This is a genomic window from Propionimicrobium sp. BV2F7 (assembly GCF_000510445.1).
GTDB classification, from domain to species: Bacteria; Actinomycetota; Actinomycetes; order Propionibacteriales; family Propionibacteriaceae; genus Propionimicrobium; species Propionimicrobium lymphophilum.
Genome location: NZ_AZIS01000003.1, coordinates 605,146 through 628,511, shown reverse-complemented (window position 1 = coordinate 628,511; position 23,366 = coordinate 605,146). Strand labels below are relative to the sequence as shown.

Below are 23,366 nucleotides of genomic sequence, written 5' to 3'. Positions count from 1 at the left end.
TGTATGGATGTTTAGTGCCGCAATATTTGCGGCGGAGAGGTTGAACGATATGCAGCAGGCTTGCTGGGCGACAATGGACGGAAATGAGGCGGCGGCACGCGTCGCTCACGCCCTCAGTGAAGTGATCGCTATCTATCCGATCACCCCTAGCTCCGGCATGGCAGAACTTTCCGATGCTTGGTCGGCGGTCGGCAAGAAGAACATCTGGGGAGACGTTCCCCAGGTCGTCGAGATGCAGTCTGAGGCTGGTGCTGCCGCGGCTCTACACGGAGCCGTCACCAAGGGCGCACTGGGCACCACTTTTACGGCGTCGCAGGGTCTGCTCCTGATGATTCCGAACATGTACAAAATCGCCGGCGAGCTGACTCCTGCGGTCATCCACGTGGCGGCCAGGGCGGTTGCCACACACGCGCTGAGCATCTTCGGCGATCACTCCGATGTCATGGGTGTTCGTCAGACTGGTTGGGCACTGCTTAACTCGACTAGTGTTCAAGAGGCCCAAGATCTGGCCCTTATCTCTCACGCAGCCACGCTGCGTACTCGCGTGCCTTTCCTGCATTTCTTCGATGGTTTCCGAACCAGCCACGAAGAAAATAAGATTCGGCTGCTGGACGAGTCGGACATTCGTGCTTTGGTCAACGAAGACGATGTCGCAGCTCACCGCTTGCGCGGGCTGACTCCGGACGCGCCACAGATTCGGGGCACCGCGCAAAATCCTGACACCTTCTTCCAGGCTAGGGAAGCGAGCAATAAGTTCTACAACGCAGTTCCTAATGTCGTTGACGATCTGTTCGTTCAGCTGGAAAACAGGGTAGGACGACGCTATCGCAGCGTTGAATACTACGGCGATCCAGAGGCCGAACGTGTCGTCGTTGTAATGGGATCTGCCTGGAGCACGGTGAAGCAGGCGGTTGACGACCTGCTCGCCCAGGGCGAGAAGGTCGGTGTGATCTTGCCGAGGCTATATCGGCCCTTCCCTGCCGATAGGTTCATCGAGGCTTTGCCGGAATCCGCGAAATCTGTCGCGGTCTTGGACCGCACCAAGGAGCCCGGTTCCGTTGGTGAACCGCTGTTCACAGATGTTGTTGCCACGCTCGCCGAGTCTGGTCGGGCTATGCCGCGTGTTATCGGTGGCAGATACGGGCTCTCCAGCAAGGAATTCACCCCGGCTATGGCAGTCGCGGTGTTTACCGAGTTGGGTAAGTTTGAGCCGAAGAAAAGGTTCACCGTCGGAATCGTCGACGACGTGACCAATTTGTCTCTGCCGGTTAACTCAGATATTCATTCCACCGCTGACCAAGACGCTTTGAAAGCCGTGTTTTTCGGTCTCGGCGCCGACGGCACTGTGGGCTCCGCAAAGAACAATGTGAAGATCATCGGCGCGGACGAGGGTAGATTTGCCCAAGGCTACTTCGTCTATGACTCCCGCAAGTCGGGCGGCACCACGATCAGCCACCTGCGCTTTGCGGATCACCCGATCGATTCGCCATACCTGATCGACCACGCCGATTTCGTCGCAGTTCACCAGTTCGAGTTACTTTCGCGCATGTCGAACTTCCAGCTAAGCAAGCCTGGCGCGACTATCTTGCTGAACAGCCCGTATGGCGAAGACACCTGGAATCACCTTCCCGAAGATCTGCAGCGGGCAATCATCGATCGTGACCTTAAAGTGTGGGTAATCAATGCGACTAAGGTTGCGCGCGATGCCGGTATGGGACAACGCATCAATACGGTCATGCAGCCCTGTTTCTTCTACCTTTCTGGGGTAGTGCCGCGCGAAGAAGCAATCGACCGCATTAAGACGTCGGTCGAAAAAACTTACGGCAAGCGTGGCCGCACCATCGTGCAGCGAAACTTCGACGCCATCGACGCAGCAATCCCCGCTCTGTTCGAACTGCAGATCCCCGAAGAGATTAACGGCGTTCAGCAGCAGTCGATCGTTCCCGACAGCGCTCCTGACTTCGTCCAACGAGTCACTGGTGCGATGCTTCGCGACGAAGGCGATTTGCTGCCAGTCAGCGCGTTGCCGCCCGATGGTACCTGGCCGCTAGCGACCACAAAGTATGAGAAGCGCGGTATCGCGTATGAGATCCCGATTTGGGACGAGAGCCTGTGTATCGACTGCGGGAAGTGCGCCATGGCATGTCCGCATGCGGCGATCCGCGTTAAGGTTGCTCCCAACGAGCTGCTCTCGCAGGCCCCCGAAGGTTTCCGCAGCAAGGACTTCCGCGACAGGTTGCTGACTGATCACCAGTACATAGTTCAGGTTGCTCCCGACGACTGTACCGGTTGCGCGATTTGCGTCGATGTTTGCCCTGCTCGTTCCAAGTCGGAGGCAAAGCATAAGGCTCTTAACATGGCCAACAGGCTTGAACACCTCGATATGGAACGCGAAAATTACGACTTCTTCCTTGGCTTGCCTGAGGTAAATAGGTCCGCCGTTCGCCACGAGCAGGTGAAGGGAGCGGCGCTGCTTCAGCCTTTGTTCGAGTTCTCTGGGGCATGTTCTGGATGCGGAGAGACCCCGTACATCAGGCTGCTTTCGCAACTGTTTGGAGATCGACTGCTGGTTGCCAACGCAACCGGATGCAGCTCCATCTACAGCGGCAACCTGCCCACCACACCGTACGCGACCAACGATGCCGGTCGCGGCCCCGCCTGGAGTAACTCGTTGTTTGAAGATAACGCCGAGTTCGGCTACGGAATGCGGCTTGCCGCAGACCAGCAGACTGCAGAGGCCAGGCGGTTACTCGGAGTGTTGTCGGACAAACTTCCTGGTTCGCTGGCGCAGGAAATCCTCGATGCAGATCAGACTAGCGAGGAAGGCATCTTCGCTCAGCGTGAACGTGTCGGGAAGCTGGAAACCGCGCTCGCCGAATTGGACGATCCTGCTGCGGCTAAGCTCCTGACGAACACTGGCGCCCTGGTCAAAAAGAGCGTCTGGATCATAGGTGGCGATGGCTGGGCCTATGACATCGGTTTCGGTGGCCTAGACCATGTTTTGGCCAGCGGCAGGAACGTGAACATCCTAGTGCTCGATACAGAGGTTTACTCGAATACCGGTGGTCAGGCCTCCAAGTCGACGCCTAGGGGAGCGGTCGCTAAGTTCGCTGCCGCCGGCAAGAACTCCGGCAAGAAGGATCTGGGCATGATCGCCCAGCTATACGGCAACGTCTACGTGGCGCAGATTTCCATGGGCGCAAACCAACAGCAGACCGTTCGAGCACTTGCGGAGGCAGAAGCGTGGGACGGCCCGAGCCTGATCATCGCCTACAGCACCTGCATCGCGCACGGCATCGATATGGAAACCTCCATGAGCCATCAGGGTGACGCGGTGGCCACCGGCTACTGGCCGCTCTACCGGTTCCGTCCCGATCAGGCTAAACCCCTGAAGATGGACTCGAAGGCGCCCACGGGGTCCGTGATCGACTTCATGAGCAAGGAAGCCCGATTCAACATGCTGCGCCGCACCAACCCGGAGGCAGCCGAACAGCTCGGCAAGCTAGCCCAAGCCGACGCTGAACAGAAGTGGCAGTATTACTCAGCACTTGCCGGTATGAGCCGTAAGAGCGAGGACGGCGAAGAAAAACCTGCGGCGCCTAGGCCGGCTCAGTCGCAGGATCGCGCAGCGAGGGTAAAGGCAATCATGGAGCGTCGCAAGCAGATCGCTAAGGCCAAGGGAGAAGACAAGTGAACGTAGACATTTCCACGACCTACCTTGGGCTTGAGTTGGCTAGCCCTGTTGTCGCCTCTTGCAGCCCGCTAACCGGAAAGCTAGACACGCTGGAGCGCCTGGCCGATTCAGGGGCGGGGGCCGTCGTCCTGCCCAGTCTCTTTGAGGAAGAGGTTGAGGCCGAAGAGCTCGAGGCGATGGATTGGCTTGCGGTTGGGGAAGAACAGGCGGAGTTTTCTCTGCTGGCTCCCGAAATTGATCTGGACAAGATCGGTCCTGGCAGGCACGTCCAACTGGTATCAGACGCGAAGAGTAGGCTAGATGTTCCCGTCATCGCAAGCGTGAACGGTTATCGCCCTGGTGGCTGGTCTAGCTATGCCGCACAACTTGCCGATGCAGGTGCCGATGCAATCGAGCTGAACCTTTACTCGGTAAACACAGATCCCGACGAAACGGCTGATCAGGTTGAGAAGCGCTACCTAGAGGTGATCGAGTCTGTCACTGAGACAGTTTCCGTCCCGGTAACGTTGAAGCTCAGCCAGCACTTCACCGCGCTCAGCAATTTTGCCCATCGCGCTATCGATGCTGGCGCCTGCGGGTTAGTTTTGTTTAACCGCTTCTACGGCGCTGAGATCGACCTCGATAAGATGGAGATCGTTAGCAAGCGCAGGCTATCCAGCCCCGACGAGCTGCGGTTCCCGCTCCGTTGGATCGGCATTCTGCGTGCCCAGAATCCGGGCATTTCTCTGGCGGCGACTTCTGGTGTCCATTCTGCCGCCGACGTTCTCAAGGCAATAGCAGCGGGTGCTGACGTGGCATGCACCGCCTCCGCGGTGCTTGAGCAGGGCCCCGAGCACATCTCAGACATGCTCGACGGTGTTATCAAGTGGCTTACCGATAACGATTACGAGTCGGTCAGGCAGCTCTGCGGATCCATGAGCGCTGGTAACGCGCCAGATCCCAGCAACTATGAACGCGCTCACTACATGAGCGTGCTAACCAGTAGGTAGCAAAGAATTCTCTGATAAAAGCAGTTGTGGCCCGCATATGCGGGCCACAACTGCTTTTATCGCTAATCGGTGATCGAACAGATTACGTCGCCAGACTGCACGACTGAGCCGGCCGCGATCAGGCCCTTTACGGTGCCTGAGCGGTGAGCGCTGATGGGCTGTTCCATCTTCATGGCCTCGAGGACCACGATCAGGTCGCCTTCCTCGACGCGATCGCCTTCGGAGACCGAGACCTTGGAGATCGTGCCCTGCATGGGGACGGTCAGTTCCTCGCTGGAATCGGTCAGCTTGGTGACCCTGCTGCGGCGAGTCGGTTTCTTAGGCTTGCGCTTTGCAGGCGTGGCGCTCAGGCCGCTTGGGAGCTTAACTTCGACGCGTCGGCCGTTTACTTCTACGACAATTTCTTCGCGCGCGGCCGGCTCCGCGGCCTCGCCCAGGTCGCCGGAATACGGCTCGATCTGGTTGTCGAAGTCACCCTCGATCCAGTCGGTGTAAACCTTGAAGTCTCCGTCAGAAGCGACGAACGCGGGGTCTTCCACGACTGCGCGATGGAACGGCAGAACAGTCGGCATGCCTTCGATCTCAAACTCGTCCAGAGCTCGTCTTGCTCTCTGCAGCGCCTGTTCTCGAGTGGCACCGGTTACGATCAGCTTGCAAAGCAGCGAGTCGAAAGCGCCCGGAACATTCATGTTCTTGCGGTAGCCTTCGTCGATTCGCACGCCAGGGCCGGTCGGGGGACGCCAACGGGTGATTGTGCCCGGAGCCGGGAAGAAGTTACGGCCGGGGTCCTCGGCGTTGATGCGGAATTCGAAGCTGTGGCCGCGGGGCTCAGGGTCGGATTCCTCTAGTTCTTCGCCTTCGGCGATCCGCAGTTGCTCGCGAACCAGATCGAGACCCGTGACCTCTTCGCTTACTGGGTGCTCAACCTGAAGTCTGGTGTTCACCTCAAGGAAGCTGATGGTGCCGTCTTGGCCGACCAGGAACTCGCAGGTCCCAGCGCTTTCGTAGCCAGCTTCTTTTATGATCGCTCGGCTGGCTTCGTAGATTCGTTCGTTCTGCTCTGGCGTCAGGAAAGGCGCGGGTGCCTCTTCGACCAATTTCTGATGGCGGCGCTGCAGCGAGCAGTCTCGGGTGGAAACCACGATGACGTTGCCGTATTTGTCGGCTAGGCACTGAGTCTCGACGTGCCTTGGGCGCTCCAGATAGCGCTCTACGAAGCACTCGCCACGACCGAACGCGGTCACGGCCTCTCTGACCGCAGAGTCGTAAAGTTCGGGGATCTCCTCCATCGTGAAGGCGACCTTCAGGCCTCGTCCACCACCGCCATATGCGGCTTTGATCGCGATCGGCAGGCCGTGCTCTGCAGCGAAAGATTTTATTTCTTTGACGTCAGAAACGGGATCTTTGGTGCCAGGAACCAGGGGAGCGCCAACTTTGTGGGCTAAGTGACGCGCCTTTACCTTGTCGCCCAGAGTGTCGATTGCCTGCGGTGGGGGACCGACCCAAATCATTCCGGCTGCGATCACTGCGGCAGCGAAGTCGGCGTTTTCAGATAGGAAACCGTAGCCGGGGTGAATGGCGTCGGCACCCGCGCGCTGCGCGACCGAAAGAATCTTTTCTTGGTCCAGATAGGTTTCGGCAGGCGTCATGCCATTCAGTGCAAATGCCTCGTCCGCGAGGTTAACGAACAACGAATTAGCATCCGAATCCGCATAGACCGCAACGCTCGTGATACCCGCGTCGCGGGCAGCGCGAATAATTCGTACCGCGATTTCGCCTCGGTTGGCGATCAGCAGTTTTTTAATTCGTTTCATTTCGGTCACTGTCAACTCCTTACTGGTAACCACTTGGAGTCTAAGCCAAAAGGACTTGTTTGAGTAGAACTCGCACGGCGTTTGAGACGAGAAGACAGTAGCCTTGAGGCATGCGACGGATTTTTTTGGCCACCCTAATGGCGCTATTGCTTGCTGGTTGTGGCCAGACTAGCCTCCAACCGGCTCCCAGTTCATCGCAGCCGAGCGTCGATCGGGTGCCATCGGGGGCGGCTAGCTTGCGGTCTTTCGGTTTGGAAAATGGGCCGGAAAACTTCTATTTGCCGGTCACCGCTGACTTCTACGTGGACGTCGATCAAGAGAACAACGTGACACTGACGATGACCCCCGAACAGGGGCGGATCCTGGTCGACTTTCTTGTCGAAAACCTACCTGCAATGGGGTATGTAGTCGTTTCTACTTCTTCTGACGCGATCATCTTCGAGGGCTCTTGGAAGGGCGGGTTAACGATTAGCGATAAACTCGCAGCCTTGACCCTGCGGTCCTAGTCTTCCCAGAGCTGATGCCAGCCGACGTTCATGTCGATTAGCATCTGACGAACCAGCGGCAGTGAGATTCCCGCGACGTTCCACGGATCTCCTTCGATCCCAGTGATGAAGGCTCCGCCTAGCGCGTCGATGGTGAAGCCGCCGGCGACCCTTTCCGGTTCGCCGGTTGCAACATAGGCTTCGATCTCTTCGTCGCTGAGATCGGCGAAATAGACGAGCGTGGTGGCTTCCCTGCACTGCGTTTGGGTCTTTCCATGACGACGAACCGCGACGAAGTGGCCGGTATGGGCGACGCCGGTGCGCCCACGCATTCGCTGCCACATCTTCACGGCCTTTTCCTTGCTACCTGGCTTACCGTAGCTGGTGCCCTGAACATCGAGCATCGTGTCGCAGCTGATCAATGCGAAGTCGCCAGCCACGTCCAGCTCCTTCAAGACGTGCTCGCCCTTTCTGCGGGCGAGCATCGTGGTTATTTGAGTGCAGCTCAGCTCTGGGGGATAGCTTTCGTCTGCCAGCGGTTTGATAACTCGAGGGCTAATTCCGCAGTTCTCCAGAGCCTTTCGGCGTGCGGGCGAACTGGAGGCAAGGATCAGCTTCATTTCTTTCCTATCGGTAACTTCCTCGCCATGCCTCAGGGCCGTAGACGAACGGAAGCCTGATGTTTCGCCAATAGGAGTTCCAGCCGCCTGCGATCGGACGGTCGCGGTTTTCGCGAGGTTCGGGCTTGGCCGTTTGTGCGCTCAGCACGGCGACCAGGGCAGCTAGCTCCTCGTCGGTCGGGTCTCCTTTAGTAACCTTCAACTCTCCGTGCATCATAGCGGTATATTCCCATGCTTCTTGGGCGGCAAGGTCTCGCGTTTGCTGCGCAGCAGACGCAGAGCACGAACCACCTGGGCCCTGGTCTCGTGTGGGTAAATGACCTGGTCGACGTAACCGCGTTCGGCGGCTGTGTACGGGTTAGAGAGCTCGTTTTCGTATTCGTTCAGCAACTCAGTGCGCAGCGCCTGTGGATCCTCGGCTTCCCGAAGCTGCTTGCGGTAAAGCAGGTTCACCGCGCCCTCGGCGCCCATTACGGCGATCTGAGCGGTAGGCCACGCCAGGTTTATGTCGGCTCCCAAGTGCTTGGAACCCATAACGATGTACGCGCCGCCGTAAGCCTTTCGGGTGATGATCGTGACTAGCGGAACGCTTGCTTCGCCATAGGCGTAGATGAGCTTTGCGCCACGGCGGATAATTCCGTCATGCTCCTGTTCGACGCCCGGCAGGAAGCCTGGCACGTCGACGAACGTAATGACGGGAATATTGAAGCAGTCGCAGGTGCGCACGAAGCGGGCGGCCTTTTCGGATGCCTTGATGTCGAGGCAGCCGGCCAGCACCTGGGGCTGATTTGCGACGATGCCGATCGAGCGGCCCTCGATTCGGCCGAATCCGCAGATAATATTCTGCGCGTACAGCTCTTGGACTTCCAAAAACTCGTCGTCATCGAGCACGGTCCGGATAACTTCTCGCATGTCGTATGCGTGGCTCGGGTCGTCGGGGATCAGCACGTCCAGTTTGCGGTCGTGATCGGTGAAGTCGAGATCTGCTGCCTCTGCGAACTCGTAGATCGGGGCATCCTCGAGGTTGTTCTGAGGCAGATATGTGATCAGCTCCCGGACGTAGTCGAGAGCATCCGTCTCATCGACTGCCAGGTAGTGAGCGACACCGGACTTCTCCGAGTGCGTGCGTCCGCCGCCAAGTTCCTCTAGAGAGACGTCCTCGCCGGTAACTGTTCGAACGATTTCCGGGCCGGTGATAAACATCTGGCTGGTTTGGTCGACCATGACGATGAAGTCTGTGAGTGCGGGGGAGTAGACATGACCACCAGCCGCAGCGCCCATCACCAGGCTGATCTGTGGAATAACTCCCGAGGCCATGATGTTGTGATGGAAAATTTCCCCATAAAGACCGAGCGAAACAACGCCCTCTTGGACGCGCGCGCCGCCGCCTTCGTTAATGCCGATCAGCGGGCAGCCGGTCTTTGTTGCTAGCTCGATAATCTTGACGATCTTTTCGCCATAAACCTGGCCGAGCGAGCCGCCGAAGATACCGACGTCCTGGCTGAAGATGCAGACGGGCCTGTTGTGAATATAGCCGGTGCCGATGATTACGCCGTCCCCGTATGGCCTAGTCGCCTGCATGCCGAAGTCGTGATTGCGGTGTCGGCTGAACTCGTCCATCTCGGAGAAGGTGCCCTCGTCGAGGATCGCGTGGATGCGTTCCCTGGCGGTCATCTTGCCTTTGGCGTGTTGGCGTTCAACCTTGTCCGCGCCGGCAGCGTGCATCGCTTGATCAATGCGTGCTCCTAGATCGGCAAGCTTGCCGGCGGTTGTCTTGGTGTCGATCTCCATAGCCTTAGGGTAGTGCCTAAAAATGAAAAAGCTATATGCGACCACTTAATGGGTAGTTATTTTCTTGGTTTCGCTTGGTCAATTCGCGAAGCGATATCATCGGACCCATGCAACCGGTCGACACCGAAAAACTACGTGAGCTCTTGGGCGAGAGCTCTTTTTGGGCCAACATTGAGGTGCGTCCTTCCGTGACTTCAACGAACGCCATCTTCGCGGAAAATGCCGCCCAGCTGCCCACCGGATCCGTGCTTATCGCAGATCATCAAACCGTCGGAAGGGGTAGGTTCGACCGTTCTTGGGTAGACACTCCAGGTCGCGGTCTGGCCACTTCGGCGCTGCTGCGGCCTAGCCGCCCGATGAGCGAGTGGGGTTGGCTTCCGCTGCTGGTCGGGTTGGCGGTCGATTTTGGCACATGCAAACTGGCCGGTGATCAGCGATCGCGAATTAGCTTGAAATGGCCCAATGACGTTCTCATCGATGGCAGAAAAATCTGCGGGATCCTCTGCCAAGTTAGCGGTGATGCTCTCATCTGTGGCTGGGGGATAAACGTTCTTGGCTGGCCTGAGAACGTGCCCGCAGAGCGCGCTAACTGCCTCGCCGACGCGGGTCTTCCGACCGACAGGACCGCCATATCCGCAGCGGTGCTCATGGCGCTCGAGGATCTGTACCTCGCCTGGGAAAACGGCGAAGACATGCGAGAACGCTATCTGCGGATTTGTGACACGCTAGGCAGAAAGGTCAAAGTTCTCCTCGACGCCGAACGCCCCGACACGTTCACCTTGGGGAAGGCAGTAGACGTCACGATAGAGGGAAACCTTGTCGTGGAAACCGATGCGGGGCTAGAAACTTTTTCTGCCGGAGACGTCATCCACCTGCGCTAGAGAGCGTCCGCCTGTCGAGCGATTAGTTCCGCCAGCGGTCCGGCTTGAGAAAGCTCAGCGGGTTTTCCAGCTGCCAATACTTTTGTCTCGAGGACGATCACCGCGTCCACATCGGACAATCCTGCTGCAGTATGTGTTGCCTCGATGATGGTCGCCTTGGGACGCCTGAGTCTAAGTGTCCTGCGAACTTCTGCAGCCAGCTGTGTGTTTAGGTGGCTGGTGTACTCATCCAGTAGGTACACGTCGGCGTCGACCAAAAGCGCCATTGCAAGAGAGAGCCGCTGAGCCTGTCCACCGGAAATCTGTTTTCCTTGCGGGCCGATCTGCGAATCTAGGCTAAGCTCCTCGCCTATCTGGGCAATCTGCATTACTTCGGTCAGCTTTTCGGGCGTGGCGTCTGGGGCTACCAGCAGCAAATTATCCGCTACCGTCCCGTTGAAAAGCATCGGAGACTGAGCAACGAGGCAAACCCTGGAGCGCAATTCGTCCTCGCTCAAGGAAGTAAGATCGACGCCACCTATCTCGATCACGCCAGAATCAGGCTCGGCCAGTCTGCCGATCAGCTTTAAGAGAGTCGATTTACCACAACCGGAGGCGCCGATTAGTGCGACGTGGCTTGAAGGCGCTATGTTTACGCTCACATCGGAGAGCGCCTTTCTGCCACTTCCAGCGGTGGGGTATCGGTAGGAAAGAGAATCGACCCGAACTCCGAGCGGTCCGGCAGGCAGATGCTTGGGGGACTCGGGAGCCTTAATGCCTTGTGCGTGCACTATCTTGTAGACCCGGTTGGCGCAGGCGAGAGACGTGTCCAAAGAATCTGCAAAATCTCTGACCGCTTCCGTAGCGTCGAAGAGCCTCCAAACCACAGCAACGCAGATAGCCAAAGTTGCGATCTCTAGCTCAGCACTTAACCCGCATTCTGTTACCGTGAGCAAAGTGGCGAGCATGACGAAAGTTGAGGCGCACTGTCGAGCGGCAAGCTGACGACCTCTCGGCCTAGCTCCCGCATTTGCCTCTTCATCCAGCAGTGAAAGCTGGTCGAGCCTCTCGGCAACGTGGCCATATCCGGTGACTTCGCTCATGCCTTGAACCGTGTCCGTTACATGCGCAGAGATCTTGCCGCGTATCTCGCCCTGGGTGGCTGCAGAGGTGAGCAGCCTCTTCGAGCCGAGCAGCGGAACAACGAAGACGCTAAGAGCCAATCCGATTGCGGCGGCAAGCGCCGGGCGCCAATCAGCCCAAAAGCCCAATCCGAGGACACCCAAGATGGGCACGGTAATTGCAGTCACTGCTGGTGGGAATGTGTGGGCGAAGAAGACCTCTATTCGGTCGATGTCCCTTGTTGCCCTGGTCAAAAGATCGCCGGAAGTCGAAACAGTGCCGATAGTAGAGGCCTGAGGTACTAATCCGCGGTATAGCCTGACGCGGAGTAGTTCCAGAGCCTTAAACGCCACCAAGTGGCACCAAAACATTTCTAGATAACGCGCCAACGCCTTCAGCAAAGCGATGACGATCAGACAAATCGCCAACTGCAATGTGCCATCCGGCAACCATTGTGGGCCTCCTGGTCGCACGGCATTAGCAACTGCGCCAACACCTATGCCTAAAAGAGCAATGCCTAGAAACTGGTCCAAGTGACGCATCAAGGTCGCAGAAACCAAATGTCCTAGGACAGGCCTGCCAACCTCGAGGAGCCACGAAACCACTTTTTTGTTTTCGCTCATCGTTCCTCCAGGTTGAAAATCAGGTCTGCGGATTTTGTGCTTGAGGGTCTATGAGTCGCCAGAACTATCGTGTGGTCTTCTGCCAAGCGGTCAATAGCGGACATGATTATCTGCTCTGAGTTAAGGTCAACCTGGCTTGTCGGCTCGTCTAGCAACAGAAGCTTCCGGCCAGAAAGGATCGCGCGGGCGATCGAGAGGCGCTGAGCTTGTCCGCCAGACATCGCCATTCCTCGTTCTCCGACTTGGGAATCGAGGCCGTCCGGCAAGCTGCGCGCCCAGGTATCTAGCCCAACTTGGGCTAGCGCCTGCCACATCTCGTCTTCCGTGGCGTTCTTGTTCCCGACGCGTAGGTTCTGCGCGAGTGTGCCTAAGAACAACCACGTCTTCTGATTTACTACGGCTGATTTTTCCCGGACTTGGTCTTGAGTCTTCGAGGTTAGTTCGATTCCGGCTACGCTTACCGAGCCCTGATCGGGTAGTAAGTCGCCGCCGGTCAGGGAAAGTATCGTGGATTTTCCGCTTCCGGAACGTCCGAGAAGAACTACTTTTTGGCCTTGCTTAACCGACAGATCGAGGTCTTTCAGCACTGGCTTTTCTGCATATGAGAAGTCCACGCTTTCGAAGCGCACAGGGTCGGAATTTTGCGCAGCTTGTGCCTCATTTTGGTCGGGGACCGCAATGGAGACGAATTTGCTGATTTGGCGTTGCCCGGCTCGTCCGGCCATCCCAACGTAGAAGAGGCTGCCCATCTTCGCCAGCGGTGCGCAAAGTTGAGTCGATAACAGCACAAGCGCGATCGCCTCACCCGGACTGATCGTTGCCTCGTCCAGCCGCCACCAGGCGACCAGGACGCTAGCGCATATCGCAAATAGTGAGAACGCTGCGTCAGTCACCAAAATCACTAGCTGGTTGCGTGCCAGAAGTTTCATTGTCGCTTGCCGGTTCTTTTCACCGCGCTCGGCGAGTCTGTCACCAACTCGATCAGCTGCCTTAAGAGAGACGAGCGTGGTCAGGCCTTGCAAGGCCTCCAAGAAGGCGGCTGCGAGTTTTGTGCGTGCTTTCCTAGATTCGCCCGAAACGTTTCGGAATAATTTCTGAAACAGATAAATGGTCGCGAGAATCAGAGGGAGAAAGGCGGTCAAAACGAGCGCAGCTGGCACGTCGATAGCGACAGCGACGACCACCAGCGTAACCAGTTGGCTCAACATCGCGCTGAAGGTCGTGCCTAAGAAGCTCTGCCTGAAATTAGCCACTCGATCCACCGTGTCGGTTGCCATCGAAACAACTGCACCGGTCTGTGCCTGACTCATTCTTGCCGGTCCGAGCGCTAACGAATGACCAATAACCATCTGTCGCAGCGTCGCCTCTAGGTCTGCCTTGCTAGTGGCGGCTATCGATGCTGCCAGGTAGCCGGTGAGGGTCGCGATCAGTAGCGAACCTAGCGCGACTAAAATTGCCGTCTTGGAAACAGATGCGGGACTAAGGGCATCAGCGATTAGCAAGCCTAGAGAGAGGCAGAACACACATATTGCGAGCGTCTGCGCCACTAGCAGGGCCGTTTGCGTAATCTGATCTCGCCGGCCCAGGCGGGTTATCTCCGCCATCTTGGCATTCATTATTTTTTTACCTTCGTCTATCTAAGTGATGTTCGCGGACTTGATTCTACTTCGAAGCAAGCAATCGGTTTTATCGCTAAAGCCGTAAACCTTGATAGCCTTAATCGGAAAAATTTTTAGGAGTGCATCAGTGATAACGCGCATGAGTGAGCTGTTCGTCCGGACCCTTCGCGACGATCCAGCCGATGCTGAATTGCCCAGCCACAAACTATTGGTTAGGGCCGGTTACATCCGCCGGACTGCCCCTGGCATTTACACCTGGCTACCTCTCGGTCTGAAGGTGTTGCGCAAGATTGAAGAAATCGTTCGTGCTGAGATGGATCGCATCGGGGCTCAGGAGGTACTCTTCCCGGCGCTGTTGCCGAGCGAACCGTACGTGGCGACTAACCGATGGACCGAGTACGGCGATAATCTCTTCAGGCTCAAGGACCGCAGGGGCACTGACATGCTGCTGGGCCCAACCCACGAAGAGATGTTCACTTTGCTGGTCAAGGACATGTATCGCTCCTACAAGGACCTGCCGTTAGCGCTTTACCAGATCCAGACTAAGTACCGCGACGAGGCCAGGCCCCGCGCTGGCGTTTTGCGTGGCCGTGAGTTCGTCATGAAGGACTCCTACTCATTCGACGTCGACGACGCAGGTTTGGATGCCAGCTACGCGAAGCACCGCGAGGCATACATTCGAATTTTCGATCAGCTAGGTTTCGACTACGCGATCGTCAAGGCTGATGCTGGTCCGATGGGCGGCTCCAAGAGTGAAGAATTTCTGGCGGTTTCTCCTAACGGTGAGGACACCTTCGTTCGTTCGCCGGGTGGCTTTGCTGCGAATGTAGAAGCAGTTCGCTTCCCGGTCGCCGAACCGGTCGATTGCTCGAGTGTTCCTGCTGCACAGGTAGTAGATACCCCGAACGTTCCAACCATCGACTCGTTGGTGGAGCTGAGCAACAGCTTGCAGCCCCGCTCCGATCGCGAGTGGGCAGCGAGCGACATGCTCAAGTCCATTGTTTTCATGCTCAGCTACCCGGATGGCGAACGCGTTCCGTTGGTCGTGGGCCTGCCAGGCGATCGAGAAGTGGACGAGAAGCGTTTGGAAGCAGCAGTTTCGCCCGCAGAGGTCGAGCCGTTTACTGCTGAAGACTTCGAAAAGTATCCCCAGCTCGTAAAGGGCTACATCGGCCCACTCAGGGACGGAAAACAGTTCTTGGGTGAAGAGGCGCCGGCTAAGGTGCGCTATCTTGTAGATCCCCGCGTTGCTGAGGGTAGCGAGTGGGTTAGCGGTGCCAACGAAAACGAGCGCCACGCCTACCACCTAGTCTTTGGTCGCGACTTCACCGCAGACGGTCGTATCGATGTCGCCGAGGTGCGGGAGGGCGATCCCTCTCCTGATGGTTCCGGGCCACTGACCTTGGCCCGCGGCATCGAGATGGGGCACATCTTCCAGCTTGGCCGCAAGTACGCAGATGCCCTTGGTCTGCAGGTGCTAGACCAGAACGGCAAGCTGGTGACTGTCACGATGGGCAGCTACGGCATCGGTGTTTCCCGCGCGGTCGCGGCGATCGTCGAGGACACCTACGACGAAAAGGGCCTGAGCTGGCCTCGTTCGATTGCGCCATACGATGTCATGGTTTTGGCCACTGGTAAGGGCGATGAGGTTGCTAAAAAGGCAAAGGAGATCGCTGAACAGCTAGCCGAGGAGGGCTTCGAGGTGTTGCTGGACGACCGCAAGGCTTCTCCGGGCGTGAAGTTCAAGGACTCCGAGCTGATCGGTGTTCCGACCAGCGTCGTCATCGGCAAGCTGTTGGCTGAGGGCAAGGCTGAGATCCGTGATCGTGCCAGTGGCGAGGTTCAGATTGTTCCTGTCGATGAGGCAATCGAAGCGGTCAAGAAACTGGCTGAGTAATTGCTGAAGTAAGATTTTCAAGCTCCCCGGGCGCTTCGCTCGGGGAGCTTTTTTAATTCACCGTGATTAACAAGTAGGCAGACGAAATGATCGTGAGGACGATGATGATTCTGTTAAACAGCTTCTGGTCGATATGTCTAACGATTTTCTTTCCGATCAAACCCGCGATGATGACTACCGGCGCGAGCAAGACGTCGAGTTTGAGGGTCTGCTCGTTGATTAGCCCGATGCCTGCCGAAAGCGGCAGTTTAATCACGTTGACTATAAAGAAGAACCATGCCTGAGTGCCCAGGAACCGTTTGACGTCGAATCCGAAGCGATGAAGTACAAAGCCATCACCGGTCCACCTGAGTTCGCAGCCATCGTCGTGAAGCCACCCAAGGTTCCGTATAGTCCGCTTGCCGCCGGTCTCGCGAAAGCTCGATCCAACGTCTGTTGGCGGGTGCGCTGCATGACGAGAAGGGTAAGCGAGGTAAGAACTAACAGGATTATGCCTATTGCTACCCGCATGACCTTGTTGTCGGACCAGGTTAGGAAAGCCGCGCCGGCCACGACACCAATCAAGACCCAGGGAACTAGTTTCAGTAGCCGTCGCCAGTCGACGGTTTTGACGTATATCCAGACCGCCATCAGGTCGCCGAGGAGCAATAGAAGTAGTAGGACGGCCGTCGATTCTCTGGCGGGCAGGACAGCGGCAAAAAGTGCCACGGAAACTGTGGTGAGTCCTGGCAGCGCGGTCTTTGCGAGGCCAGTAAAAGCGGCTGCAAGAATCAGGACCACCCAGGAGACAGTGCTTATATCAGCGAGCGACTCCATCTCGGGCACCTCCTCGCGCCAAAAAGTTAAAGCAAATTACTAATTTGTTTTAACATACATCAGGTCGCGGATCGGCCTACCTGCCTCAATTCCTCGCCGCTCGAATTTCGTCACCGGACGGTCTTCGCGATCCGCCCATCCGTCATCGAGGGTTCCAGCATTGCGCAGATTTGGGTTCCCATCGAGCACCTCTTTCATTACATGTGCGTATTCTGGCCAGTCGGTCGCCAGCCACCAGCGTCCGCCGGGGGAGAGCTTGGCCGCAACTACCTCTGCGAATTCGGGATTTACTAGCCTTCTCTTGTGGTGGCGCTTCTTATGCCAGGGGTCTGGAAAGTAGGTCCACAGCTCGCTCAGCTGACCGTCGGCAATCAACTGGCACAATCCTTGCACGCCGTCGGCTTCGATAAAACGAATGTTGGTTAACCCAGCTTTTTCGACCTTGGCGCACATGGCTCCTAGCGCACGTTGATAAACCTCAAACGCCAGAAAATTTTTCTCAGGGCGCGCGCTAGCCATTGGAATCAGCGAGTCGCCCATACCGCAGCCTATCTCGACCACTAGATCCGCGCTGCGCCCAAATTCCTTGTCTAGATTGATGTTCGCTTCGGTTGAAATCGTGGTTTCGCGTTCACCGCTAGGTACGGCTATCCCAAAATTCGTCCTGCCGCGTTCAAGCGCTTGCCATTGTGACGGCGTCATTCGGGGGCTGCGGCGTACATATGAAACTATCGATCGCATTCGCCAGATTTTAGGTGGCTGAGTCGGCGCTGGCACAACTGAGGCCTAAAACATTGCACGCCTGTAACGCAATTATCAGATGTCGGCCATACTTAATTAAATGAACGAAGTAATGCCACTGGCTGATCCCGCAGTCCCGAAGATAGTCATTATCACCGGAATGTCCGGCGCCGGGCGGCGTACTGCTGCTCACGGCATGGAAGACCTGGGTTGGTTGGTGGTGGACAATCTGCCCCCTACCATGTTGCCAAGCCTGATCGAGACGGTTCGATCCAGCGGAGAGAATCAGCTCGCAGTCGGCCTGGATGTTAGAAGCAGGGAGATGTTCGATCAACTGCCGAGCGTTCTCGAGGAGCTCGGCGAACGTGGCATCAAACCGGAGATCTGCTTCCTAGAGGCCAGCGACGAAACAATCGTCAAGAGGCAGGAATCCTCAAGGCGTCCGTTGCCGCTTCAAGACGGTGGCTCGATAATGGAGGCTCTCGTTAGGGAGCGTCGAATGCTCAGCGATCTACGCGCAGATGCAGACGTCGTAATCAACACATCTATGCTCAACGTCCATCAACTGAAGTCTCGCATCGCCCACATCTACGGCACGCAGCTTTCAAACCGGCTACGAATCCAGGTGATGAGTTTCGGGTTTAAGAACGGTGTGCCGCTGGATGCTGACATGATTTTCGACGTTCGGTTCCTGCCGAATCCCTTCTGGGTGCCTCATCTGCGTCCCAAGACTGGGCTCTCGGAGGAGGTTTCTAGCTACGTTTTGTCGCGTCCTGGAGCAACCGATTTTCTCGATCAGTTGGAAACGATCGTGGAGACCGTCGAACCTGGATACGTTAACGAGGGTAAGCGGCTAGTCACTATCGGCATCGGTTGCACAGGTGGTAAGCACAGGTCCACTGCCATGAGTGAAGCCTTCGCCAAGCGAATGCGCGAAAAGGGGATACCTGCTAGCGTCCTGCACCGCGACCTTGGCTTGGAGTGAGATGAAAAAGAATGGTTTTGGGACGAGCCAGCCTGCGGTCGTAGCGCTTGGTGGTGGGCACGGCCTCGCTGCTTCTTTGACAGCGTTGCGTCAAATAACTGACGATCTGACCGCGATAGTAACTGTCGCCGACGATGGCGGCTCTTCCGGCAGGTTGCGTAAAGAGATAGGTGGTTTACCCCCCGGCGACCTGCGCATGGCGTTGGCCGCCTTGTGCCGTAACGACGCAAAAGGTCACGCGTGGCGTCAGCTTCTTCAGCGAAGGTTCGAGACGGAGGGTCCGTTGAACGGTCACGCCGTGGGCAACCTGATGATCGAGGCTGCCTGGCAGGACGCAGGATACGTTTATGGCCTAGAAATGTTAGGCCAGATGATAGGCATCAAGGGCAGGGTTCTGCCCATGAGCACCGTGCCGCTAGACATCGAGGCCCAAGTGCTAGACATCAATCCGATCTCTCCGGACGAGACAATGACGATCCGTGGCCAACACGATGTGGCCACCACAAAGGGCAAGGTGAATTCGGTCCGCTTGGTGCCGGAAAATCCTCCCGCTTGCGCTCAATCTCTCGAGGCGGTCAGGGAAGCGGACTTCATCATTTTGGGGCCCGGATCCTGGTTCACTTCCGTGCTGCCGCATCTGCTTGTTCCAGAACTGGCGGAGGCAATCTCTTTGGCTAAAGCTAAAAGAATATTGACCTTGAACATCACCTCAGACGATGAGACCGCGGGTTTCTCGGCAGCGCGTCATATCGAGGTGATTGCTGAACACGCTCCAATGCTTCGGCTAGATTATGTTTTGGCAGATGAGTCGTTTGCGGCAGACGAAACTCACTTGTTGTCTTTCGTTACCAGCTTGGGGGCAGAGCTGATTGTGGCTGATCTGCGGATGCGCGACGGCTCAGCGAGGCATGCTCCGCTGAGGCTGGCAAGCGCATACAGCGAACTAATTGCTTCTGAGGAATTTTAGCGGGGGTATTAATGGCGTTAACTCAACAGGTGAAGTCTGAACTTGCAAACGTGATTGTTGAAAAACCACGCACTAGGCTCGCGGAGCTTGCTGCCATGCTCAGGTTCGCCGGGGGACTGCATCTGGTTGGAGGCAAGATCGTCGTCGAGGCGGAGTTCGACATCGGGGCATCCGCACGACGGGTGCGTACCACCCTTAAAGACCTTTACGGCTACGACTCCGAATTGATAGTCATAAATCAGTCGGGCATTCGACGCGGTGCTCGCTATGTCGTCCGGCTAATCAAAGGTGGTAACGATCTGGCCCGCCAGGTTGGTCTGATCGACGGGCGAGGGATGCCTGTACGTGGAATGCCCGCCCAGATCGTCGGAGCCGGCTATGACGAGCAGGTTGCTGCTTGGCGCGGCGCTTTTCTTGCCAGGGGCACGCTTATCGAGCCTGGCAGGTCTACGTCCCTTGAGGTGGCTTGCCCGTCTTCGGAGGCCGCCCTGGCAATGGTCGGCATGGCTAGGAGGCTGGGCGCCACCGCAAAGGCTAGGGAGTCTCGAGGAGTGGACAAGGTCGTCATCAAAGACGGCGATACTATTTCTCAACTTTTGACCACTATGGGCGCCCACGACGCCGTTCTTGTCTGGGAAGACCAGCGGATGCGCAGAGAAGTGCGCGCATCTGCAACAAGGTTGGCCAATTTTGACGACGCAAACCTTCGTCGGTCGGCGCGCGCCGCCGTCGTGGCTGGAGCCAGAGTGAAGAGGGCCTTCGAGATTCTCGGCGATGACATTCCAGAACACTTACTCAAGGCAGGAAAGCTCCGAATGGAGCACAAGCAGGCGAGCCTGGAAGAGCTCGGAAATCTGCACGAGCCGCCCATCACTAAAGACGCAATTGCGGGTCGAATCAGGAGACTTTTGGCGATGGCCGATAAAGCGGCCCAAGATCAGGGAATACCTGACACCGAATCTGCGTTGCAGCAGGCAGAGAACAAAAATTAAATTTTTCTACCAAACCAAGATGGTGCACGAAATAGCACAAGCGTCTGGTGGGTAATGAAAGTTTTGCCTGCTAAGAACATTTATTGCCGGGGTCGGATGACCTGTAGGTTTGGTTCCGATAAGATTTAAACTGTTCCTCAACATCTAAGGAGAACTGAATGACCGTCAAGGTTGGTATTAATGGCTTCGGCCGCATTGGCCGTAACTACTATCGTGCACTTAAGAACTGCGGTGCCGATATCCAGGTTGTTGCTGTAAACGACCTGACCGACAACAAGACCCTCGCAACCCTGCTGAAGTACGACTCGATCCTGGGTCGCTTCCCGGGCGATGTGACCTTCGACGAAGAGTCCATCACTGCTGACGGCGAGACCTTCAAGGTATTCGAAGAAAAGGATCCCGCTAAGCTTCCTTGGGGCGAGCTGGGTGTTGACATCGTTATCGAGTCCACCGGTCGCTTCACCGACGCTAACGCTGCTAAGGCTCACATCGAGGCTGGCGCCAAGAAGGTTCTGATCTCCGCTCCGGCAAAGAACGAAGACATCACCGTTGTTATGGGCGTCAACTCCGATCAGTACGACCCCGCCAAGCACAACATCATTTCTAACGCTTCCTGCACCACGAACTGCCTGGCCCCGGTAGCCAAGGTTCTGCAGGAGAACTTCGGCATCGAGCGCGGTCTGATGACCACCATCCACGCTTACACCGCTGACCAGCGTCTGCAGGATGCTCCTCACAAGGACCTGCGTCGCGCCCGCGCCGCTGCCCTGAACATCATCCCGACCAAGACCGGTGCTGCTCAGGCTGTTGCTCTGGTTCTGCCTGAGCTCAAGGGCAAGTTCGACGGCTTCGCTCTTCGCGTTCCGACCCCGACCGGTTCGGTTACCGACCTGTCCTTCATCGCCAGCAAGGAGGTTTCCGTCGAGGAGATCAACGCTGCTGTTAAGAAGGCTGCCGAGAACGAGCTCAAGGGTGTTCTCATGTACACCGAGGATCCGATCGTTTCCACCGACATCGTCGGTGATCCGCACACCTCGATCTTCGACGCTTCCTACACCAAGGTCATCGGCAACCTGGTTAAGATCCTGTCTTGGTACGACAACGAGTCCGGCTACTCGCACAGCCTCGTTCGTCTGACCGAGCTGGTTGGCTCGAAGCTGTAAGAATCACTTCTAATCAATTAGTTGTGTAAAAAGGGCAAGGACGCGTCTCTTGGCGCGTCCTTTGTCTTTCTACAGAGGTTTTAGAAAGGAAAAACATGAAGTCTATTGCAGATCTCGGTGATCTGATTGGCAAGCGTGTCGTCATTCGCTGCGACTTTAACGTTCCGTTAGATGGCCAGACCATCACCGACGACGGTCGTATCAAGGCTGCGCTGCCCACTTTGAAGAAGCTCCACGAGGCTGGTGCTCACACCACCGTCATGGCTCACCTGGGCCGTCCGAAGGGTGAGGTTAACCCCAAGTTCTCGCTGGCCCCGGTTGCTAAGCGTCTCGGCGAACTGCTCGGTGTTGACGTTAAGTTCGCTTCAGACGTTGTTGGCGAGTCCGCCAACGAACTGAACAAGTCACTGAAAGACGGTGAGGTTCTTCTGGTCGAGAACGTTCGTTACGAACCAGCAGAGCAGAGCAAGGATGACGCTGAGCGCGCCGAGCTCGCCAAAAAGTACGCTGCATTCGGCGACATCTTCGTTTCCGATGGTTTCGGTGTAGTTCACCGCAAGCAGGCATCTGTTTATGACGTTGCCAAGCTGCTGCCGGCTGCTGCTGGCGAACTGGTCGGCAAGGAGGTTGAGGTCCTCAGCAAGGTTACCGAGAACCCCGAGCGTCCGTTCGTCGTTGTTCTTGGTGGCGCAAAGGTAGCCGACAAGCTGGCTGTCATCAGTAACCTGCTGAAGATCGCCGACACCATCATCGTTGGTGGCGGAATGGCCTACACCTTCCTCAAGGCCAAGGGCTACGAGGTCGGTAAGTCGATTCTCGACGAGACCAAGATCACCGAGGTCACCGGCTACCTGCAGGCAGCCGAGAACGAGGGCAAGAAGATCCTGCTTCCGGTCGACGTTCGCGTTGCCGATGGCATGGACTTCGACGCCAAGAAGGCTCTGGGCGACGTCACCGTTGTTCCTAGCGATCAGATTCCCGCAGACAAGGAAGGCCTGGACATCGGCCCCGAGACTGCCAAGCTCTTCTCCGAGGCAATCGCCGAGGCTAAGACCGTGTTCTGGAATGGCCCGATGGGCGTTGCAGAGATCGATGCTTTCGCTGAGGGCACTCGCGCCGTAGCTAAGGCAGTTGCCGGCTCCGACGCATTCAGCGTTATCGGTGGTGGCGATTCCGCCGCTATCGTTCGCGAGCTTGGTTACAGCGACGATCAGTTCGGCTGGATCAGCACCGGCGGCGGCGCGTCGCTGGAATACCTCGAGGGCAAGAAGCTCCCGGGTCTTAGCGTTTTGGAGGAAAACTAACATGGCACGTAAGCCGATTATGGCTGGCAACTGGAAGATGAACCTGACCCACGTTGATGGTCTCGGTCTGGTCCAGAAGCTGGCTTGGACTCTCGAGGACAAAAAGTGGGACGCCGACAAGGTTGAGGCAGTCGTTATCCCGCCGTTTACTTCGATCCACACCGTTCAGACCCTGGTTAATGGCGACCGCCTGAAGCTGGGCTACGGTGCTCAGGACGTTTCGGCCCACGACGACGGTGCTTACACCGGTGAGGTATCCGCTGACATGCTGGCTAAGCTAGGCTGCGGCTACGTCGTAGTCGGCCACTCCGAGCGTCGCGAGTACCACAACGAGACTGACGAAATCGTAAACGCGAAGGCTAAGAAGGCCATCGAAAAGGGCATCACCCCGATCATCTGTGTTGGTGAGGGTCTGGATGTCCGTGAGGCCGGTAACCACGTCGCCTTCGTCACCGAGCAGGTTGAGGGCTCGCTGGCTGGCATCCCGGCTGATGACGTCGCCAAGCTTGTCATCGCCTACGAGCCCGTTTGGGCCATTGGCACCGGCAAGACCGCTTCTGCTGAGGATGCTCAGGAGGTCTGCGCTGCGGTTCGTGCCAAGGTCGCCGAGCTGTACGACGAGGCCACTGCCGATTCCGTCCGCATTCAGTACGGTGGTTCCGTAAAGCCGGAGAACGTCTCCGACATCATGGCTCAGCCTGACGTTGACGGCGCTCTTGTTGGTGGCGCTTCGCTCGATCCCGAGAAGTTCGCCGACATCGTTCTTTTCTAGAACTAAAAAATATAATTTGTGGCGGCCCGCCTTGTTGGTGGTGCCGCCACATTTTTTATCCCCGTGGCAACGTGAAATCCGGACTTTTTAGGGTTTCATTTGCTGGTGGGTT

Annotated in this window: 20 protein-coding genes; 11 read left to right on the top strand and 9 right to left on the bottom strand. The window is 57.0% G+C overall.

The window, feature by feature from the left end; genetic code table 11:
* Positions 1-49 precede the first annotated feature (49 nt).
* Together nifJ and HMPREF1255_RS03795 are read left to right on the top strand one after the other, a co-directional pair.
* On the top strand, positions 50-3,694 hold the full coding sequence (gene nifJ / locus HMPREF1255_RS03800) for a pyruvate:ferredoxin (flavodoxin) oxidoreductase (protein WP_024110899.1): 3,645 nt from the start codon (positions 50-52) through the stop codon (positions 3,692-3,694).
* Complete coding sequence (locus tag HMPREF1255_RS03795) at positions 3,691-4,683, top strand: dihydroorotate dehydrogenase-like protein (protein ID WP_024110964.1); 993 nt, start codon at positions 3,691-3,693, stop codon at positions 4,681-4,683. The genes nifJ and HMPREF1255_RS03795 overlap by 4 nt, the downstream gene beginning before the upstream one ends.
* Positions 4,684-4,745: 62 nt before the next feature.
* On the opposite strand, the gene HMPREF1255_RS03790 is transcribed toward HMPREF1255_RS03795, so the two are convergent.
* The gene (locus HMPREF1255_RS03790) at positions 4,746-6,497 is read right to left on the bottom strand and encodes a biotin carboxylase N-terminal domain-containing protein (RefSeq protein ID WP_036917072.1); all 1,752 of its coding nucleotides are present in this window, start codon (positions 6,495-6,497) and stop codon (positions 4,746-4,748) included.
* A gap of 110 nt (positions 6,498-6,607) precedes the next feature.
* Here HMPREF1255_RS03790 and HMPREF1255_RS09375 point away from each other — a divergent pair, with 110 nt between their 5' ends.
* Positions 6,608-7,003, top strand: a complete 396-nt coding sequence (locus HMPREF1255_RS09375; protein WP_155948456.1) for a hypothetical protein — start codon at positions 6,608-6,610, stop codon at positions 7,001-7,003.
* On the opposite strand, the gene HMPREF1255_RS03780 is transcribed toward HMPREF1255_RS09375, so the two are convergent.
* The 3 genes from HMPREF1255_RS03780 to HMPREF1255_RS03770 are packed head-to-tail and all read right to left on the bottom strand — an operon-like array spanning position 7,000 to position 9,393.
* Positions 7,000-7,602, bottom strand: coding sequence for a nucleoside triphosphate pyrophosphatase (locus tag HMPREF1255_RS03780; protein WP_016455745.1), 603 nt, complete (start codon positions 7,600-7,602; stop codon positions 7,000-7,002). The two genes, HMPREF1255_RS09375 and HMPREF1255_RS03780, sit on opposite strands and share 4 nt — an antisense overlap.
* Positions 7,603-7,609: 7 nt before the next feature.
* The gene (locus HMPREF1255_RS03775; protein ID WP_028822342.1) at positions 7,610-7,816 is read right to left on the bottom strand and encodes an acyl-CoA carboxylase subunit epsilon; all 207 of its coding nucleotides are present in this window, start codon (positions 7,814-7,816) and stop codon (positions 7,610-7,612) included.
* The gene (locus HMPREF1255_RS03770; RefSeq protein WP_024110719.1) at positions 7,816-9,393 is read right to left on the bottom strand and encodes an acyl-CoA carboxylase subunit beta; all 1,578 of its coding nucleotides are present in this window, start codon (positions 9,391-9,393) and stop codon (positions 7,816-7,818) included. Before HMPREF1255_RS03770 ends, HMPREF1255_RS03775 begins: the two co-directional genes overlap by 1 nt.
* 107 nt (positions 9,394-9,500) lie before the next feature.
* Between HMPREF1255_RS03770 and HMPREF1255_RS03765 the strand changes: the two genes are divergently transcribed.
* The gene (locus HMPREF1255_RS03765) at positions 9,501-10,274 is read left to right on the top strand and encodes a biotin--[acetyl-CoA-carboxylase] ligase (RefSeq protein ID WP_024110855.1); all 774 of its coding nucleotides are present in this window, start codon (positions 9,501-9,503) and stop codon (positions 10,272-10,274) included.
* Here HMPREF1255_RS03765 and HMPREF1255_RS03760 read toward each other — a convergent pair.
* Together HMPREF1255_RS03760 and HMPREF1255_RS03755 are read right to left on the bottom strand one after the other, a co-directional pair.
* A complete protein-coding gene (locus HMPREF1255_RS03760; RefSeq protein WP_024110671.1) occupies positions 10,271-11,998 on the bottom strand; it encodes an amino acid ABC transporter ATP-binding/permease protein in 1,728 nt (575 codons plus the stop codon). The genes HMPREF1255_RS03765 and HMPREF1255_RS03760 overlap by 4 nt on opposite strands.
* Complete coding sequence (locus HMPREF1255_RS03755) at positions 11,995-13,614, bottom strand: ABC transporter ATP-binding protein/permease (protein WP_024110786.1); 1,620 nt, start codon at positions 13,612-13,614, stop codon at positions 11,995-11,997. Before HMPREF1255_RS03755 ends, HMPREF1255_RS03760 begins: the two co-directional genes overlap by 4 nt.
* Positions 13,615-13,756: 142 nt before the next feature.
* Here HMPREF1255_RS03755 and HMPREF1255_RS03750 point away from each other — a divergent pair, with 142 nt between their 5' ends.
* Positions 13,757-15,514 carry a proline--tRNA ligase gene (locus HMPREF1255_RS03750; RefSeq protein WP_036916828.1) on the top strand — a complete coding sequence of 586 codons (1,758 nt, stop codon included), beginning with the start codon at positions 13,757-13,759 and terminating at the stop codon, positions 15,512-15,514.
* A 52-nt stretch (positions 15,515-15,566) separates the two neighbouring features.
* On the opposite strand, the gene HMPREF1255_RS10115 is transcribed toward HMPREF1255_RS03750, so the two are convergent.
* The 3 genes from HMPREF1255_RS10115 to trmB are packed head-to-tail and all read right to left on the bottom strand — an operon-like array spanning position 15,567 to position 17,071.
* Positions 15,567-15,779 carry a hypothetical protein gene (locus HMPREF1255_RS10115; RefSeq protein WP_255325101.1) on the bottom strand — a complete coding sequence of 71 codons (213 nt, stop codon included), beginning with the start codon at positions 15,777-15,779 and terminating at the stop codon, positions 15,567-15,569.
* On the bottom strand, positions 15,776-16,330 hold the full coding sequence (locus tag HMPREF1255_RS03745) for a sulfite exporter TauE/SafE family protein (protein WP_024110589.1): 555 nt from the start codon (positions 16,328-16,330) through the stop codon (positions 15,776-15,778). The genes HMPREF1255_RS10115 and HMPREF1255_RS03745 overlap by 4 nt, the downstream gene beginning before the upstream one ends.
* Positions 16,331-16,369: 39 nt before the next feature.
* Positions 16,370-17,071 (bottom strand): tRNA (guanosine(46)-N7)-methyltransferase TrmB, encoded by a 702-nt coding sequence (gene trmB, locus HMPREF1255_RS03740; RefSeq protein ID WP_051112270.1) that lies wholly within the window; start codon positions 17,069-17,071, stop codon positions 16,370-16,372.
* A 100-nt stretch (positions 17,072-17,171) separates the two neighbouring features.
* On the opposite strand from trmB, the gene rapZ reads away from it, so the two are divergent.
* The 6 genes from rapZ (at position 17,172) to tpiA (ending at position 23,254) form a co-directional block, all read left to right on the top strand.
* A complete protein-coding gene (gene rapZ, locus HMPREF1255_RS03735) occupies positions 17,172-18,056 on the top strand; it encodes an RNase adapter RapZ (RefSeq protein ID WP_016455754.1) in 885 nt (294 codons plus the stop codon).
* A 1-nt stretch (position 18,057) separates the two neighbouring features.
* Entirely contained in the window at positions 18,058-19,023 is a 966-nt protein-coding gene (gene yvcK / locus HMPREF1255_RS03730; RefSeq protein ID WP_024110686.1) for a uridine diphosphate-N-acetylglucosamine-binding protein YvcK, read from the top strand.
* 11 nt (positions 19,024-19,034) lie between these two features.
* The gene (whiA, locus tag HMPREF1255_RS03725) at positions 19,035-20,015 is read left to right on the top strand and encodes a DNA-binding protein WhiA (protein ID WP_024110959.1); all 981 of its coding nucleotides are present in this window, start codon (positions 19,035-19,037) and stop codon (positions 20,013-20,015) included.
* Between the two features lie 158 nt (positions 20,016-20,173).
* Positions 20,174-21,178 (top strand): type I glyceraldehyde-3-phosphate dehydrogenase, encoded by a 1,005-nt coding sequence (gene gap / locus HMPREF1255_RS03720; protein WP_016455757.1) that lies wholly within the window; start codon positions 20,174-20,176, stop codon positions 21,176-21,178.
* A gap of 95 nt (positions 21,179-21,273) precedes the next feature.
* Positions 21,274-22,482 (top strand): phosphoglycerate kinase, encoded by a 1,209-nt coding sequence (gene pgk / locus HMPREF1255_RS03715; RefSeq protein ID WP_024110832.1) that lies wholly within the window; start codon positions 21,274-21,276, stop codon positions 22,480-22,482.
* A gap of 1 nt (position 22,483) precedes the next feature.
* Positions 22,484-23,254: a triose-phosphate isomerase gene (gene tpiA / locus HMPREF1255_RS03710; protein WP_016455759.1), complete on the top strand. Its 771-nt coding sequence runs from the start codon at positions 22,484-22,486 to the stop codon at positions 23,252-23,254.
* The last annotated feature ends 112 nt before the right edge of the window (positions 23,255-23,366 follow it).

Coding starts and splice junctions, on each gene's coding strand:
- nifJ (WP_024110899.1), top strand. CDS start 50: ATGCAGCAGGCTTGCTGGGCGACAATGGACGGAAATGAGGCGGCGGCA.
- HMPREF1255_RS03790 (WP_036917072.1), bottom strand. CDS start 6,497: ATGAAACGAATTAAAAAACTGCTGATCGCCAACCGAGGCGAAATCGCG.
- HMPREF1255_RS09375 (WP_155948456.1), top strand. CDS start 6,608: ATGCGACGGATTTTTTTGGCCACCCTAATGGCGCTATTGCTTGCTGGT.
- HMPREF1255_RS03780 (WP_016455745.1), bottom strand. CDS start 7,602: ATGAAGCTGATCCTTGCCTCCAGTTCGCCCGCACGCCGAAAGGCTCTG.
- HMPREF1255_RS03775 (WP_028822342.1), bottom strand. CDS start 7,816: ATGCACGGAGAGTTGAAGGTTACTAAAGGAGACCCGACCGACGAGGAG.
- HMPREF1255_RS03770 (WP_024110719.1), bottom strand. CDS start 9,393: ATGGAGATCGACACCAAGACAACCGCCGGCAAGCTTGCCGATCTAGGA.
- HMPREF1255_RS03765 (WP_024110855.1), top strand. CDS start 9,501: ATGCAACCGGTCGACACCGAAAAACTACGTGAGCTCTTGGGCGAGAGC.
- HMPREF1255_RS03760 (WP_024110671.1), bottom strand. CDS start 11,998: ATGAGCGAAAACAAAAAAGTGGTTTCGTGGCTCCTCGAGGTTGGCAGG.
- HMPREF1255_RS03755 (WP_024110786.1), bottom strand. CDS start 13,614: ATGAATGCCAAGATGGCGGAGATAACCCGCCTGGGCCGGCGAGATCAG.
- HMPREF1255_RS03750 (WP_036916828.1), top strand. CDS start 13,757: ATGAGTGAGCTGTTCGTCCGGACCCTTCGCGACGATCCAGCCGATGCT.
- HMPREF1255_RS03745 (WP_024110589.1), bottom strand. CDS start 16,330: ATGGAGTCGCTCGCTGATATAAGCACTGTCTCCTGGGTGGTCCTGATT.
- trmB (WP_051112270.1), bottom strand. CDS start 17,071: ATGCGATCGATAGTTTCATATGTACGCCGCAGCCCCCGAATGACGCCG.
- rapZ (WP_016455754.1), top strand. CDS start 17,172: ATGAACGAAGTAATGCCACTGGCTGATCCCGCAGTCCCGAAGATAGTC.
- yvcK (WP_024110686.1), top strand. CDS start 18,058: ATGAAAAAGAATGGTTTTGGGACGAGCCAGCCTGCGGTCGTAGCGCTT.
- whiA (WP_024110959.1), top strand. CDS start 19,035: ATGGCGTTAACTCAACAGGTGAAGTCTGAACTTGCAAACGTGATTGTT.
- gap (WP_016455757.1), top strand. CDS start 20,174: ATGACCGTCAAGGTTGGTATTAATGGCTTCGGCCGCATTGGCCGTAAC.
- pgk (WP_024110832.1), top strand. CDS start 21,274: ATGAAGTCTATTGCAGATCTCGGTGATCTGATTGGCAAGCGTGTCGTC.
- tpiA (WP_016455759.1), top strand. CDS start 22,484: ATGGCACGTAAGCCGATTATGGCTGGCAACTGGAAGATGAACCTGACC.